Origin of the sequence: Caballeronia sp. LjRoot34, assembly GCF_964253815.1 — a bacterium.
Taxonomy (GTDB): Bacteria; Pseudomonadota; Gammaproteobacteria; order Burkholderiales; family Burkholderiaceae; genus Caballeronia.
Map to the genome: position 1 here is coordinate 835,440 of NZ_CAXUSB020000001.1, position 15,729 is coordinate 851,168.

The 15,729-nt window shown below is 61.8% G+C and carries 13 protein-coding genes and 1 tRNA gene; 9 read left to right on the forward strand and 5 right to left on the reverse strand.

What is annotated here, in order from left to right; all coding sequences use genetic code 11:
- The first annotated feature begins 209 nt into the window (after positions 1–209).
- Together poxB and ACSQ36_RS03605 are read left to right on the forward strand one after the other, a co-directional pair.
- Positions 210–1,931, forward strand: a complete 1,722-nt coding sequence (poxB, locus tag ACSQ36_RS03600) for a ubiquinone-dependent pyruvate dehydrogenase (protein ID WP_436180933.1) — start codon at positions 210–212, stop codon at positions 1,929–1,931.
- A gap of 86 nt (positions 1,932–2,017) precedes the next feature.
- Positions 2,018–2,221, forward strand: a complete 204-nt coding sequence (locus tag ACSQ36_RS03605; protein ID WP_213762376.1) for a hypothetical protein — start codon at positions 2,018–2,020, stop codon at positions 2,219–2,221.
- A gap of 205 nt (positions 2,222–2,426) precedes the next feature.
- On the opposite strand, the gene ACSQ36_RS03610 is transcribed toward ACSQ36_RS03605, so the two are convergent.
- Entirely contained in the window at positions 2,427–3,308 is an 882-nt protein-coding gene (locus tag ACSQ36_RS03610; protein ID WP_213762377.1) for a LysR family transcriptional regulator, read from the reverse strand.
- A 76-nt stretch (positions 3,309–3,384) separates the two neighbouring features.
- On the opposite strand from ACSQ36_RS03610, the gene ACSQ36_RS03615 reads away from it, so the two are divergent.
- The 4 genes from ACSQ36_RS03615 to ACSQ36_RS03630 are packed head-to-tail and all read left to right on the forward strand — an operon-like array spanning position 3,385 to position 7,796.
- Positions 3,385–4,326 carry an HpcH/HpaI aldolase/citrate lyase family protein gene (locus ACSQ36_RS03615; RefSeq protein WP_213762378.1) on the forward strand — a complete coding sequence of 314 codons (942 nt, stop codon included), beginning with the start codon at positions 3,385–3,387 and terminating at the stop codon, positions 4,324–4,326.
- Complete coding sequence (locus tag ACSQ36_RS03620; RefSeq protein WP_436180934.1) at positions 4,323–5,525, forward strand: CaiB/BaiF CoA transferase family protein; 1,203 nt, start codon at positions 4,323–4,325, stop codon at positions 5,523–5,525. Before ACSQ36_RS03615 ends, ACSQ36_RS03620 begins: the two co-directional genes overlap by 4 nt.
- Before the next feature lie 28 nt (positions 5,526–5,553).
- Positions 5,554–6,378 carry an amidohydrolase family protein gene (locus ACSQ36_RS03625; protein WP_436180935.1) on the forward strand — a complete coding sequence of 275 codons (825 nt, stop codon included), beginning with the start codon at positions 5,554–5,556 and terminating at the stop codon, positions 6,376–6,378.
- A 47-nt stretch (positions 6,379–6,425) separates the two neighbouring features.
- On the forward strand, positions 6,426–7,796 hold the full coding sequence (locus tag ACSQ36_RS03630) for a short-chain fatty acid transporter (protein WP_436180936.1): 1,371 nt from the start codon (positions 6,426–6,428) through the stop codon (positions 7,794–7,796).
- Positions 7,797–7,943: 147 nt separating this feature from the next.
- Here the strand turns inward: ACSQ36_RS03630 and ACSQ36_RS03635 are convergent, their stop codons facing one another.
- Positions 7,944–8,843, reverse strand: a complete 900-nt coding sequence (locus ACSQ36_RS03635) for a LysR family transcriptional regulator (protein WP_436180937.1) — start codon at positions 8,841–8,843, stop codon at positions 7,944–7,946.
- A 122-nt stretch (positions 8,844–8,965) separates the two neighbouring features.
- On the opposite strand from ACSQ36_RS03635, the gene ACSQ36_RS03640 reads away from it, so the two are divergent.
- The 3 genes from ACSQ36_RS03640 to ACSQ36_RS03650 are packed head-to-tail and all read left to right on the forward strand — an operon-like array spanning position 8,966 to position 11,991.
- A complete protein-coding gene (locus ACSQ36_RS03640) occupies positions 8,966–10,282 on the forward strand; it encodes a CitMHS family transporter (protein ID WP_436180938.1) in 1,317 nt (438 codons plus the stop codon).
- 28 nt (positions 10,283–10,310) lie between these two features.
- A complete protein-coding gene (locus ACSQ36_RS03645) occupies positions 10,311–11,681 on the forward strand; it encodes an acyclic terpene utilization AtuA family protein (protein WP_436180939.1) in 1,371 nt (456 codons plus the stop codon).
- A gap of 1 nt (position 11,682) precedes the next feature.
- Positions 11,683–11,991 (forward strand): AtuA-related protein, encoded by a 309-nt coding sequence (locus ACSQ36_RS03650; RefSeq protein WP_436180940.1) that lies wholly within the window; start codon positions 11,683–11,685, stop codon positions 11,989–11,991.
- A 173-nt stretch (positions 11,992–12,164) separates the two neighbouring features.
- Here the strand turns inward: ACSQ36_RS03650 and ACSQ36_RS03655 are convergent, their stop codons facing one another.
- From ACSQ36_RS03655 to ACSQ36_RS03665, 3 genes are all read right to left on the reverse strand, one after another.
- On the reverse strand, positions 12,165–13,757 hold the full coding sequence (locus tag ACSQ36_RS03655) for an NYN domain-containing protein (RefSeq protein ID WP_436183077.1): 1,593 nt from the start codon (positions 13,755–13,757) through the stop codon (positions 12,165–12,167).
- Between the two features lie 515 nt (positions 13,758–14,272).
- Positions 14,273–14,357: transfer RNA gene (locus tag ACSQ36_RS03660), tRNA-Leu, on the reverse strand.
- 135 nt (positions 14,358–14,492) lie between these two features.
- Positions 14,493–15,653, reverse strand: a complete 1,161-nt coding sequence (locus tag ACSQ36_RS03665) for an ABC transporter substrate-binding protein (RefSeq protein ID WP_436180941.1) — start codon at positions 15,651–15,653, stop codon at positions 14,493–14,495.
- Positions 15,654–15,729 lie beyond the last annotated feature (76 nt).

Genomic DNA, 15,729 nt, shown 5'->3' on the forward strand with positions numbered 1-15,729 from the left:
TTGCATACCGGCGCATCGACCCTCAGCCTCTATCGTCGGCCATCCGTAAAGCAGGCGATTAAGGTTTTTTCATAGTTGATCCCCTGCGTGACGTTTATGCTTTTCGCTTTGAGCCGTTTTGACCCGTTCCACGCGTATGACGAAAGGATGCTGACAATCCGGCACCCGATCGAGCACTCCGATCCCTCTTTTCACCCAAGGAGCAGGACATGGCAAGAAACACGGTTGCGGAATTTTTGGCCAGGACGCTGGCGGCAGCAGGCGTCGAACGTATCTGGGGCGTTACTGGCGACAGCCTGAACGGGCTCGCCTACAGCCTCGAGCAGCTCGGCTCCATTCGATGGATGCACACCCGCCACGAGGAAGTAGCCGCGTTTGCGGCAGGTGCCGACGCCGCATCCACTGGCAAGCTTGCCGTATGCGCGGGAAGTTGCGGCCCGGGCAACCTGCACCTGATCAACGGCTTGTATGACTGTCACCGTAACCAGCAGCCGGTGCTGGCGATTGCCGCGCATATTCCGTCGACGGAAATTGGACTGGGCTATTTCCAGGAGACGCATCCGACCGCATTGTTCAAGGAATGCAGCCATTACGTGGAACTCGTGTCGAGCGCCGCGCAGTTTCCCCGCGTGCTCGCACGCGCGATGCGCACGGCGATCGAAGAGCGCGGCGTCGCGGTGATCGTGTTACCCGGCGACGTCGCGTTGAGCGACGCGCCCGCGGAAAAGCCCGGCTGGTCCGCCACGGGACCGTCGACCATCCTGCCGTCGGACATCGATATCGACCGGCTCGCGGCCATGCTGAACGACTCGGAAGCGGTGACGCTGATGTGCGGCAGCGGCACCGCGGGCGCGCACGACGAAGTGGTTGCGCTCGCGGACGTGCTGGGCGCACCGGTCGTCCACGCCATGCGCGGCAAGCAGTTCATTGAATGGGATAACCCGTACGACGTCGGCATGACGGGGCTGATCGGTTTCAGCTCCGGCTATCACGCGATGATGTCGTGCGACACGCTGCTGCTGCTCGGCTGCGATTTCCCCTACCGGCCGTTCTATCCCGCCGACGCCAAGATCATCCAGATCGACTGGCGCGGCTCGAAGCTCGGCTCGCGCGCGCCGCTCGCGCTTGGGCTGGTCGGCACGGTCAAGGAGACCATCGCGGCGGTCCTGCCGAAGCTTACGCGCAAGTCTGACCGCAAGTTCATCGATACCGCCCGCAAGCACTATGCAACGGCGCGAAAGGGACTCGATGAACTCGCCACGCCGTCAGGCCCGGGCAACGCGATTCATCCGCAATACCTGACGAAACTGATTAACGAAGCCGCCTCGGAAGACGCCATTTTTACCGTCGATGTCGGCACGCCGACCGTCTGGGCCGCGCGTTACCTCACGATGAACGGCAAACGCCAGCTTCACGGCTCGTTCAACCACGGCTCGATGGCAAACGCGATGCCGCAGGCGCTCGGTGCCCAAGGCGCGAATCCGGGGCGCCAGGTGATCTCGCTCTCGGGCGATGGCGGTTTATCGATGCTGCTCGGCGACTTGCTCAGCGCCCGCCAACTCGACCTGCCGATCAAAGTGGTGGTTTATAACAACAGTCTGCTCGGCTTCGTTTCCATGGAGCTCAAGGCCGCCGGTTACCTCGATACCAACGTCGATCTGGCCAAAACGGACTTCGCCGCCATCGCTCAGGGTGCGGGCATTTTCAGCATCCGGGTAGAGGAGTCCGAGGACATCGCAGAGGCTCTGCAAAAGGCTTTCGCTTATCCCGGGCCGGCGCTCGTGGATGTGGTGACATCAAAGCATGAGCTGGCGATGCCGCCCAAAGTGGAATTGGCGCAGGCCAAAGGCTTCAGCCTTTACATGTTGCGCGCGATCCTGAATGGTCGCGGCGACGAAATCGTGGAGCTAGCCAAGACCAATTTCCGATAGGAATATTCTGAATTCGTTGAATTTCTTTACATTTCGAACAACAATGCGATGCTGCAATCGATTCAACACTCCAGGGAGATTGGCAAATGAAGAAGTTCTCGCAAATTGCAATGGTTGGTGCGCTCGCATTCGCGTTCGCAGGCACGGCAATGGCACAAGGTGCGGGTGGTGGTTCGAAGACTGACGAAAGCAAGCCTGCTGTCAGCCCGAAAGAACCCAAGCCGCATCTGCCGCACTTCAAGCATAAGAAGAAGGCAGCATCGGGCGCAAGCGGTACGGCGGCCAAGTAAGACAAGGCATCGCACCTGAAGGGCGCATCGGCTGCCGCATCTCATCTGCTTCAGCCATGGGTATCAACGACAAGGGTCAACCGCAGTAAGCGGCAAGGCCTGGAGTAAGGCGCCCGGGACAGCATGTTTCAAGCGCCACATACGGCGGCACGCGCGAGCGTGCCGCCGTATTATTTTTGAGGCGCCGCGAACAACCCCGGTAATTTCATACCATCGATCCGCGCACGCATTGCAGCGCGCAGTCCACCAGGCCGCGAATCAGCCGGTCACGTACCGACGCCCGTTTCCAGAGCACGCCAAAGCGGCGCGGCTCGGACTCCATCGGCAAGCTGATCCGCGCGATGCGCAGGGCGCTGGTCATTGGAGAGGCGACATCGGGTGCGAGCGATACCCCGAGTCCACGGTCCACCATCATCGCGATGGCCGCGAGCGAGCTTAGTTCGAAGCGCTCGTTGGGCACAATACCGACTCGCCTCAGATAACGCTCCGCTTCTTTACCGCCCGCGAGCGAGCGGTCGTAGCGGATCAGCGGCTCGTGCGCGAGCAGGTCATGCGCATCGCGTTTCGCCAGGCTCTGCGGCGCGATTACCACCAGCGGTTCCTCTCGAAGCAATTCCCACACGAAGGTTTTCGGCATCGCGAAGGCGGGATGCGTGCAGACGGCTGCATCGACGTCACCTTGCCGCAATGCTTCATACAATTCGTTCGACGTCCCCGACTGGATGAACACCTTCACATGCGGATGAGCGCTGACAAAACGCGCGAGGATATCGGGCAGCAGGCTATGTAGCGCCGTATTGATCGTGCCGAGCTTGAGCTCGCCGGTTGCATATTCGTCGTTGGCGAGGATCTTCAGGTCGGCGAGTTCACGCAGCAAACCCCGCGACTGCGCGACGATCCGGCTGCCGGCCGGCGTGACCGATACCGTCCGGCCGGCACGCGCGAGCAGTGGCGCGCCGAATTCGCGTTCGAGCGTGCGGATCTGCTGCGCGACCGCGGCAGGCGTCAGGTCGAGGCGGCGAGCGGCTTCGGCCATGGAACCGGTATCGACGACCAGCAGGAAACTGGTCAGGAACGAGGTTTCCATACAAGATACTTTTAGTTCATTTTGAAGGGACATTCTATCGCTTTATCTTCATTGTGCCGATGACTAGACTGGCGGCATGAAAAGCAAATTATTTGTTCCGGGCTCGCGGCCCGAACTGTTCGCCAAAGCGCTGGCGAGCCAGGCAGACGCCCTTTCTTTCGATCTCGAAGACGCCGTATCCGAAGCGCGCAAGCCCGAAGCCCGGGCACATCTGCGCGATTTTCTCCTGGGTTCTCCGCCGGGTTCGAACGCTTCCTCTTCTCCTGCGGACCGGTTCGGCGGCAAGACGCTGATCGTGCGCGTGAACGCCATCGACTCGCCTCATTTCGAAGCCGATCTCGCCGCCGTCGTGCAGGCGGGCGTCGATCTGATCAACTTGCCGAAACCGCGCAACGCCGACGACGTCCGGGCAGCCGCGAACGCGCTCGATGCCGCTGAACGCGCTAACGGCGTGACCGAGCCGATTGGCTTGCTGCTGAATATCGAATCGCCGGGCGCGTTGCGTCGTGCGTTTGAACTGGCCAGCGCGCATCCTCGCGTGAAAGGATTGCAGCTTGGGCTGGGCGACTTGTTCGAGCCGCTGGGCATCGCGCGACGGGAGACCGCGGCGATCCAGCAGGCCATGTTCGCCCTGAGCATGGCGGCGGGAGAGGCGGGCGTGTTCGCCTACGACTCCGCGTTCGCCGATATCCGCGATCAGGCTGGTTTCCAGGCCGAAGCGCGGCTCGCGCGCAGTCTTGGTTTTATCGGCAAGAGCTGCATTCATCCGAGCCAGGTTGCGCTCGCCAATGAAGTGTTCCAGCCGACGCCCGATGAGATCGCCCACGCGCAACGTGTGGTCGAAGCGGCGGCAGAAGCCGATGCGGCAGGCCGGGGCGCGTATGTGGTCGACGGCAAGATGATCGACGGCCCATTCCTCGCGCGGGCTCGGGCGATCGTGGCTCAGGCAGCTTCTAATGCGGCTTCTATTGCGGCTTCGACGGTTGCGTCAACGCAAGACCGGGAGCCGCAGGCATGAGCGTGTCATCCCGCAGACCCGATGGCGCACGCGGGCCGCTGAGCGGCATTCGCGTGCTCGACTTGAGCGCGTATATCGCCGGGCCGTATGGGTGCAGCCTGCTCGCCGACCAGGGCGCTGAAGTCATCAAGATCGAGCCGCCCGCAGGCGACAACCTGCGCAAATATCCCTCGACCCTTGAGAGCGAAAGCCGGGCTTTTCTCGGCGTGAACCGCAGCAAGCTCGGCCTCGCGCTCGACCTCAAACAACCTGAAGGGTTGGCCGCGCTGAAGGCGCTGGTGGCCAGCGCCGACGTCCTCGTGCACAACTTCCGGCCGAGCGTGCCGGCGCGGCTGGGTATTGATTACGAGCAGCTGAAAGCGCTCAATCCGCGGCTTATTTACTGCGCCGTGACCGGTTATGGCGAAACCGGGCCGCTCAAGGACAAGGCCGGTTACGACCAGGTGCTGCAGACCATGACCGGCATGTGCTCGATGCAAGGCAAGAGCGGCGGCCCGCCCGAGGTGCTGTACGGATCGGTGGTGGATTACTACGCGGCGGCGCTGGTGGCCGGTGGCGTGGCGTCGGCGCTGTTCGAGCGTGAGCGCAGCGGCGAGGGGCAATACGTGGGCGTGTCGCTGTTGCGCAGCGCGCTTGCCATGCAGTCGGCGCGTCTCGTCTGGGCCGACAGCGAGCCCCGCGAAGTCGGCCGGGACATGCGTTCAGGCGGCATCACCGGCATTCATCCGACGCGCGAAGGATACCTCTACATCTCCGCCAACACGCCGCATTTCTGGCAGGCGCTCTGCCGCAAGACGGGCCTTGATGCACTCGCCGCCGATCCGCGTTTCGATACCGTCAGGAAGCGCGCGCTGCATGTGAACGAAATCGTGCCGCAACTTCACGCCGCGTTGGCCGCGAAGAGCGCGCTGGAATGGGAAGCGCTGTTCGGCGAAGACGTGCCGTGCGCGGCGGCGCGCACGGTGGAAGATATGTTCGACGACCCGCAGGTGCTGGCCGAAGACATGATCGCGACGTATGAACATCCGGTGGTGGGGCGATATCGCGGGCTCAAGCGCTCGATCCGGTTCGGCCGGACGCCAGGTCCCGAACCGTTTGCCGCCCCCACGTTCGGACAGGATTCAGAGCAAGTGCTGAGCGAGCAAGGCATGTCGAGCGACGACATCGAAGTGCTGCGGGCGAAGCGCGTGATTGAATAAAAGCCAATAAAACGAACGGAGACACGTCATGCCCGAAATCACTCCAGCGCCACCGTTTGCCTGCGATGCGCACATGCATGTCTACGATGCCCGCTTTCCGCACACCGGCACGATGGTGAACAACGCAACTGCCGATGATTATCGGCGTGAGTTGCAGGCGCGCATTGGCACGACGCGCACGGTGGTCGTGACGCCGCGCATCTATGGCGTCGACAACCGCGTGACACTCGATGCCATCCAGCAACTCGGCGCCGACCGTACGCGCGGCGTGGCTGTGCTGCGCACCGACGTGACCGATGCCGAACTGGTCACGCTGCATGCCGGCGGTATCCGCGGGATTCGCTTCACTTTGTACACGCCGGTGCAGGCGGTGGTCGGCTTCGAGATGGTGGAGTCGCTGTCGCGGCGGGTGCATGAACTTGGCTGGCATGTCCAGTTGCATTGGACGGCGGCGCAGATCGTCGAACATGAGGCTTTGCTGAGACGCCTGCCGTCGAAGATCGTCTTCGATCACCTCGCGCGTTTGTCGTTACCCGACGGCATTGATCATCCCGCGTTTGGCATCGTGCGCTCGCTGCTGGATGGCGGTCGTGCGTGGCTGAAGTTGTCGGGTCCGTACCTTGATTCGCGCGTGGGCGAAGCGCAACGCTACAGCGATATGGACCGCGCGGCGCATGCGTGGGTCGGCGCCGCGCCTGAGCGGCTGGTGTGGGGCAGCGACTGGCCGCATCCAACCGAGGCTACCAAGCCCGACGATACCGCACTGTTCGACCTGCTTTCGCACTGGGTGGAAAACCCCGCGCAACGCCGCGCGATTCTGGTCGACAACCCTGCCGCGCTATATGACTTCTAACACCGCTCGACGCTGAAACATCCAACAACAATGACAAGGAGACTGACATGAAACCGGCGAGCGCCTCACCTTCGGGCGGCAGCGGTAAAACGCGCTTCACCAACGCGACCATTGAGCTTTTCGAGCGAGTAATCCCCGACCCGTTTGTTCTCGCTATCCTGATCACCGCGTTCGTCGCAGTCGTTTCAGCGTTGTTCGCGCCTCATCCTTCGTTCATTGGAATTGTTGGCGGCTGGTACAAGGGTTTCTTCGATATCCTGACGTTTGCGTTCCAGATCACGCTGATCCTCGTCACGGGCCATGCGTTCGCGCACGCGCCCCCTGTGCAGCGGCTTTTTCGTGCGGTCGTTTCGCTTGCGCGCACGCCGGTCCAGGCTGCCACGCTTACCTTTGTGTCGGTAGCCGTGGCATCGTTTCTCAACTGGGGTTTCGGGCTCGTGGTCGCAGCGCTGCTCGCGCGTGAAGTCGCCAAGCGCATGCGCGTGGACTTTGCGTGGATCGTCGCGGCGGGTTTCTCCGGCTGGGTCGTATGGGCGAGCGGCATCTCAAGTTCAATCGCACTCGCCCAGGCGACACACGGCAGCGCGATGAACGTCGTCGAAAAACTGACGGGACAGGTGCTGCCGTTCAGCAGCACGGTTTTCACCGCGTTCAACCTGGTGCCGACCATCGTGATGCTGATCGCCACGCCGATCGTGCTTGCCTTCCTCAAGCCCGCCGATGAAGACATCGTCGTACTCGATCTCGACAAGAATCCCGATCCGCCTGCCAAGACGCGTCCGTCAGGCAAGCTCACACCGGCGAAGTGGCTCGAATATTCGTGGGTGGGCAGCGCGTTTATCGGTGCGGCGGGGGTGTCGTTCCTGGCGATTGCGTGGACGCACAAGACCAGCTTCAGCGGCGTGAACGCAGTGATCTTCGTGATGTTCTTCGCGGGCGTGGTGCTGCACGGCTACCCTCTCGCTTACGCCGATGCCATCAAGAACGCCGCGCGCCAGACCGGGTCGATGATGCTGCAATACCCGCTCTACGGCGGCATCATGGGGATCATGGAGGCGACCGGTTTGCCCGACGTGCTGTCGCACTTTTTCATCGCCATTTCGAACGCGCATACGCTGCCGTTCTGGAGTTATGTGTGTTCGCTGATCGTGACCTTCCTCGTGCCGTCGGGCGGCGGCCACTGGGCGGTGCAAGGCCCGTTCGTGGTGCCGGCGGCGGTGGCGCTCCATGCATCGGTACCCGGCGCGACGATGGCAGTCGCCATGGGTGAACAGGTGTCCAACATGCTGCAGCCGTTCTGGGCCGCGCCGGTTGTCGCCATGGCGGGTGTCGGTGTGCAGCGCGTGCTTGGCTTCACCGTCATGACCTTCCTGCTCGGCGCCGTGGTGTATGGCGCAGCCTTGCTGTTGCTGATCTAGGCGTCCGCGTGACAGCAAAACGAAGTCACGGAGACTTGAATGGAGACGTCTGAAACACGCAGGGCCCACGCCGCTGCGCCCTCAAGCGCAACGGTATGAAGAGATTGGCCGTGTTCGCCTACATGCGTTGAATCGATCACCGCGCTTTCACTCTCCGCGCTGCCCAAGCCCTTTGACGATCACGCCGACAAACGCCTCCGTCACGGGCGGCAGCGTGCGTCCGCGCTTCTTCACGAGCGCAATCGGCCGCACGAAACCCGGTTCATCGATAACCCGCGTCACCAGTGCCGGTTCCGCGCGCACTTCGCGCGCCGAGCGGGGCAGGATGGTCACGCCTAGCCCTGCCCGGACCATTGCAACCGCCGTCATCATGTAGGTCGGCTCGCAGGTGGGCACGGGGGCGCAGCCGGCATGCTCGAACGCGGCATCCACCACTGCCCGCACGCTCGTTCCCGCCGCCGTCAACACCAGCGGATAGCGGACGATCTCCTCCAGGCCGATCCGCTTCCCAGCCGTCAACGGATGCCCCTCCGGGCATACCACGCACAGCCGGTCCTCCCCGGCGTGTAGCACTTCCAGCGAGGCATCGGTGACGTCGCCGCCGGTCAGGCCCACGTCTACATCCTCGTTACGCACCAGCGCGTTGACGACGCTCGCCACCACATCGCGGATCTGAAACGACACGTGCGGCAACTCGCGTCTGAAATCCTGGATCAGATCGGGCAGCAAACTTGCGGCGAACGACGGCAGGCACGCGAGCCGCACCGTGCCGGTGGAACCGTCGCTGAGCGCGCGGGCGTCGTGGAGGACCTGCTCCATGTCGCCGAGCGATTTTTGCAGGACGGGCAACAAATCCCGGCCGACCGGCGTCAACGCAACGCTGCGGCTATTGCGGTCGAACAGCCGCGCGCCGAGCGTTTCTTCGAGGCGCCGGATCTGCACCGTCAACGCGGGCTGCGACAGATGCAGCCGCACCGCCGCGCGCGTGAAATTACCCGCCTGCGCAACGGCGATGAACGCGCGGATGTCGCGGAGATTCAGGTCCATGGTTTTCGACCATTATGAAATGTGATTGCTGCCATCAAATCATTTCAATTGTTTTATCGACGTCCAGAAATTACGCTTGGTTGACTCATAAAACAATCGATTAAAAAGATCGGAGACAAACCTTGCTGCCCTTACTTGGCCTGGCCACTATCGTTGTCCTGCTCGCGGCGATTCTTTCAAAACGGATGTCGCCGCTGGTCGCGCTGATCATCGTGCCGATAGCGGCGTCGCTGATCGGCGGCTTCGGCTTGCAGACCAGCAAGTTTGTCATCGACGGGCTGAAGAGCCTTGCGCCCGTGGTCGGCATGTTCGTGTTTGCGATCCTGTATTTCGGCACGATTACCGACGCCGGCACGCTCGATCCGATCATCGACCGCATCTTGCGCACGGTCGGCACGCGGCCGACGCGCATTGTGATGGGCACGACGCTGCTAGCGCTGCTGATTCACCTCGACGGCTCGGGCGCAGTTTGCTTTCTCGTGACCATCCCCGCCATGCTGCCGCTTTACGACCGTCTCAAGATGGATCGGCGCGTGCTGGCTGCGGCGGCATCGATGGCGGCGGGGATCAATTTCCTGCCGTGGACCGGGCCGATGATCCGCGCGTCGGCGTCGCTGCATCTGCCTATATCGGCGTTATTCAATCCGTTGATTCCGGTGCAGATCGTGGGCCTTATATTTGTGTTCAGCGTGGCGTGGTGGCTTGGCCGGCGCGAGGAAAAACGATTGGGATACACGGGTGCCGACGGCGCAATCCCGATGCCGGGGCACGTGCCGGCGCGCGAACTCACCGACGAACAGAAAGCGCTGCGTCGACCAAAGAATTTCTGGTTCAACATCGTGCTGACGCTGATAGTGCTCGGCACGATGGTGGTAATGGGCGAGAAGATTCCGCCGGCGATCATGTTCATGGTCGGGTTGTGCGTCGCGTTGCTCGTCAACTATCCGAACGTGGATATGCAGCGTCAGCGCATTGATGCTCACGCACGCGCCGCGCTAATGATGGCCGGCATCCTGCTCGCGGCCGGCGTGTTCACGGGCGTGATGCAAGGCAGCGGCATGCTCAAGGCGATGGCGCAAGCCGCCGTTGGGTTCGTGCCGCCGTCGATGGCAACGCACATCCCGGTCGCACTCGGTTTCTTATCGATGCCGCTCAGCATGCTCTTTGATCCCGACTCGTTTTACTTCGGCGTGCTGCCTGTGATCGCGGAAGTGGCAGGGCAGCTTGGCGTGCCCGCCGTGCACGTCGGCCAGGCAGCATTGCTTGGGCAGATGACGACGGGGTTCCCGGTCAGCCCGCTCACGCCCGCGACGTTCCTGGTCGTCGGGCTGACCGGCATCGATCTCGCCGATCATCAGAAATTCACGTTTCCGCTGTTGTTCGGCGCATCGATCGTGATGACGATCGCGTGCGTCGTACTGGGCATCTTTCCTCTTTGAGCGCGTTCTCTTCACGCAAGGAATGGGTATGACTGCTGCACTCAACGCTGTGACCCAAGCCGTCCGCGTGCGGATCGGCGCGGGCGCGGGTTACTCGGGCGACCGTATCGAGCCTGCGGTCGAACTGGCCGAACACGGAGCGCTCGATTATCTCGTGTTCGAATGCTTGGCAGAGCGAACCATCGCACTTGCGCAACAGGCGCGGCGAGCGAATCCGGAGCTGGGTTACGACCCGTTGCTCGAGGCCCGGATGCGCGCAGTGTTGCCGGCGGCTACGCGCAACGGCGTGCGGATTATCTCGAACATGGGCGCGGCGAATCCGCTGGCGGCGGCGCGCAAGACGGCATCGATTGCGCGCGAGCTGGGTTTGATCGGTTTGAAAATCGCGGCAGTGAGCGGCGACGACGTACTCGATGTCGTGAGGCAAGGAGCGTATCGATTCGAGGAATCGGGCGATAGCGTTGCGGACTACGACAGCAGGCTCGTTTCGGCGAATGCGTATCTGGGCGCAGAGCCGATTGTCGAAGCATTACAGGCCGGTGCCGATATCGTGCTCACCGGTCGCGCCGCCGATCCGTCGTTGTTCACGGCGCCGCTGATCCACGCATTCGGCTGGGCGATGGACAATTGGACCACGCTCGGACAGGCGACGGTGGTGGGGCATCTGCTCGAATGCGCGGGACAGATCACCGGCGGTTATTTCGCCGATCCCGGGTTTAAGGACGTACCCATGCTCGCACGCCTCGGCTTCCCGATAGGCGAGGTCGACGCCGATGGCTGCGTCACGATCACCAAGGTCGCGCATGCCGGCGGCCGTGTGACGGAGGCTACGTGCAAGGAGCAACTGCTGTACGAGATCCACGATCCCCGCCGATATCTGCAGCCCGATGTCGTCGCCGACTTCACGCAGGTTCGCGTGGTGGAGGAGGCACCGGATCGTGTGCACGTAAGCGGTGGCCGCGGGACATCGCGTACCGGGACGTTGAAGGTGACCGTGGCTTATCTGGATGGGTTTATCGGCGAGGGGCAGATTTCCTATGGCGGTCCGGGTGCTGTCGCGCGCGCGAAACTGGCGCTTGAGATTGTGCGGGAGCGGTTGGAGATAATTGGCGTTGCGACCAGCGAACTGCGCTTCGATTTGATCGGTATCGATTCATTGCACGGCGCGACGCTGGGTGAGCGTAACGTGGAACCGTATGAAGTTCGGGTGCGTGTAGCCGGTCGCACGGATTCGATGGAGCAGGCTGTTCGTATCGGCAACGAAGTAGAGACGCTTTATACAAACGGTCCGGCGGGCGGCGGCGGGGTGACAAAGACTGCTCGCGAAGTGATTGCGGTGCAGTCGGTTTTGTTGCCACGAGAACTCGTGCGGCCATCGTTTGAAATGGTGGAGGCCTGAGATGAAACTACGCCAACTTGCTCATTCCCGAACCGGCGATAAGGGCAATACGCTGAATGTATCGGTGATCTGTTACGACGCACGGCACTATGATCATCTGCTCGCACATGTCACGCCGGAGCGCGTGAAAGCGCATCTGAGCGACGTGGTAAAGGGCGACGTGATGCGCTTTGAATTGCCGGGAATAGCGGCGGTTAATTTCGTACTCGGGCGCGCGCTGGGCGGTGGCGTGACTCGATCGCTTGCCCTCGATGCGCATGGAAAATCGCTGAGTTCGGCGTTGATGGATCTGGAGATTCCAGAGCCCTAAGGCGTCGAGTTGTTACGTTAAATGCGGAGTCGGATAAGTCCGGCCGCGGCGAGCCAAGCTCTCAATGCCCTAGCTGTCACCAGAGCGCTCCAGCCGTTTAACGACAAGCAATTTTCCAACAAACCAGCATCGCCATGACAACCACGTCATGGCGATGCCCGGTCTTCAAACGTTCACTCTTCGCTCGTTGCGGCCGCTGTCTTTCGCGGACGCCGGCTAGCGGGAGCCGTTTTACGTGGCGTCTTTTTCGCAGCCGTTTTCTTTGCAGGAGACGCGTCCGTTCTGTCAGCAGTTTCACCCGCAGCGGCAACCTCAACCGGCACTTCCGGCTGCGTCTTTGCCACGACTTTCTTCGCTGCCGCCTGACGTCCACGCCGCGCCACGCCGCGTTTGGGTGACGGCGTTTCGCTTACTTCGCTGGGTGGCGCAAGTGCTTCTTCCGTGCGTTCCACGAACACGAATTCTTCCTTGGCCTTCGGCGGTAGCGTGAAGAACGGCTGCTCGTCAGCGGCTTCCACATGAGCTTCGGGTGGCGCTTCATGTGCTACATCGAACAGCGGTTCGTGGACCTGCGGCCTTGCGTTCCGGTTGTTTCTGCGATTGCGTTCGCGGCCCTGCCTGGGTCGCGTGTCCACCTGCGCCTCAGGTTGCTGCGCATCTTGCAGTTCGTTGAGGAGCGGTTCCACGACCTGCGATTGCGGGTTCGGTCCGTCTCTGCGGTCGTGCTCGCCACCCGATTTGGAGCGCGGTTCTATATACGTTCCGGATTGGGCCTCGCGCGGTTCATCGAAGAGTGGTTCGGAAACTTGCTGACGCGGGTTGCGGCCTTTCCGCCGATTCCGGTCGTTGCCCGAGCTACCCGTATTCCCCGTCTGGCGGTTTTCCTTCGGCACGACGGGCGCCTCGATGTCCCTTACCGATTCAGTGACGGCCACCGACTGCGTGCGAAACACGAATGAACCCGACTTTTCGTCCCGTCCCACTTCGAGCAGACCACGTACCTGCGCTTCCTCCAGCAGATTGCCGAACGCGCGAAAGCCGTAGTACGACTCGTTGAAATCAGGTTTGCGCCGTTTGATCGCGCTCTTGAGCACCGAGGCCCAGATCTTCCCGCTCTCGCCGCGCTCGGAAGCGAGGTCATCGAATGTTTCCACCGCAATCGCGATGGCCTTGGCCTTGCGTGCTTCGAGTTCCTGCTTGGGCTGGCGGTCGTCGTCGGGTGAGCGCTTCGCCGACGATGCCGTTGCGTTCGCCTCCCGCGCGTCGCGGGCTTCACGGGCCTCGCGCGCTTCGCGTTTCGCAATGCTGCGTTGCTGCTCGCGGACGAGGTCATCGTAGAAAATGAATTCATCGCAGTTCGCGACGAGCAGGTCGGACGTGGAGTTCTTCACACCGACGCCGATCACCTTTTTCGCGTTCTCACGCAGCTTCGACACCAGCGGCGAGAAGTCCGAATCGCCGCTGATGATGACGAAGGTATCCACGTGCGATTTCGTGTAGCAGAGATCGAGCGCATCGACGACGAGCCGGATATCCGCTGAATTCTTGCCCGACTGACGCACGTGCGGAATTTCGATCAACTCGAAACTCGCTTCGTGCATGGCGGCTTTAAAACCTTTGTAGCGATCCCAGTCGCAATAAGCCTTTTTCACTACGATGCTGCCTTTGAGGAGCAGCCGTTCGAGCACCGGCATGATGTCGAACTTGTCGTACTTTGCGTCGCGCACGCCGAGGGCGACGTTTTCGAAGTCGCAAAACAACGCCATGCTGACGCTATCAGGGGATGAGGCCATAGAAACTCCAGCAGGAATGCCGGGTAAGCACGGCAGTATTAACGAGCGCACATGATATCTGTTTGTGCGGTGGGGTTTGAGAGGAAGGAAACAATCGTGACGGGGGAGGGGGCAGTCAGGGCCTTTCGGTCGCGAGCCGCGTTACGAACAGATCGAGGAACGAAGGTGTTCTGATCGGGGCGGCGGTGATACCCGGCCATGCCGCTCGCAGGGGAATCGGCGGCGTTCGAACTCCGCCAGGACGATCTTCAGAACGGCCTGAGCGAGTTCGTAGCGGACCTGTCAAAGCGGCACCATCCGTAATCTTTCCGAGCGCCGCAGCGGGATCGCGGCTGTCGGGAGCCGCTTGGGTCGCGCGTGGCTGGGGACTGTCGTTGATCTGATCGGTGGATTCCCCGGGTTGACCGCTGCTTCTTGCTAGCGTTGATCCGGCGCGGGCTCAATGCGAAAAAGCCGTCTCTGCATACGCAGAAACGGCTTTTTGGAAATGGTGCCCGGGGCCGGAATCGAACCGGCACGCCTTGCGGCGGGGGATTTTGAGTCCCCTGCGTCTACCAATTTCACCACCCGGGCAAACAGCATTTGAACCAGCCGACTGGAGGCGGAAAAATCCCGACGCCAACCGGCAAGTCAGCGATTATGCCGAAAATCGTTTCCGCGGGCAAGCCCTTGGATGCACGCAGCAGGCTACCGCGTTCACCGGCGCACTCACTGGCTCAAATACGTGAACTGGCCGTTCTTGATGATGCCCATCACGCTCGCCCGTTGATCCAACCCGACGTGATCGGTCGCGCTCGTGTTGACCACGCCGTTAGGCACGACCAGTTCATGCGCGTGTTCCAGCTCCGAGCGCAATGCCACCCGGAACGCCACCGTCCCCGGTTGCCCGGCTTTCAACGCACGCCCGACCGCATCCTGCAGCCGCGGATAGACCCCGGCTGCATCGCCGGCAAACTGCGTGACCGACCCCTTGCCGTACTTCGCCTCGTAAGCGTCAACGAAAGCCAGCGCCGCTTTCTTCGATGGATGATCAGAGGGCAAAGTCCGCGCGACCACCACCGGCTGCGTCGGGAACAGCGTGCCTTCCACGTCCTTGCCGCCGAGCTTGATGAACTCCGGCGTCGCAATGCCGTGTGTCTGGTAAATCGCGCCTTTATAACCGCGCTCGATCAGCGTGCGTTCCGGCAACACCGTCGGCGTACCCGCGCCCGCGATCAGCACCGCATCGGGTTTCTCGGCCATCAGCTTGAGAATCTGCCCGGTCACACTCGTGTCGGTGCGATTAAAACGCTCGCTCGCGACCACCTTGATATGCCGCAACTCGGCGAACTTCGAGAATTCGTTGAACCAGCTATCGCCGTAACTATCGGCGAAACCGATGAAACCGACCGTCTTCACGTTCCGGTTGACCATCGTGCGGGTCATCACATCGGCCATTGCGCGGTCGGTCTGGGCCATCTTGAACGCCCACACCTTCTTGCCTTCCTGCGGTTCGACAACCGATGCCGAGCCAATCAGCGTGATCATCGGCGTCTGGTATTCGGCCACCGGATCGAGCGCCGCGAGCGCTGCCGGCGTGATGTTCGGTCCGACGATCACATCGACCTTGTCTTCTGTAATCAGCTTGCGGATATTGCGCACGGCCGCGCCCGGGTCGGAGCCGTCGTCGAGAATGATGTATTCCGCCTGTTGACCCGCAATAGTCTTCGGCCACATCAGCATGGCGTTCTTGCTCGTGATCCCGATGGCGGCCGCCGGACCGGTGCTCGACAAATCGATACCAACTTTCAGTTGCGCGTTAGCCGCTGCACTGAAAAACGCGAGCGCGCTGACCATCAGCGCCGGGCGCATGAACTTCGACAACTTCATTGGAAGGTCTCCGCGAAGAGGTGTGGTTTAAAAACGCTGAAGTGTGGGATGACAAAAATCGCACGGCGCGGGTTTC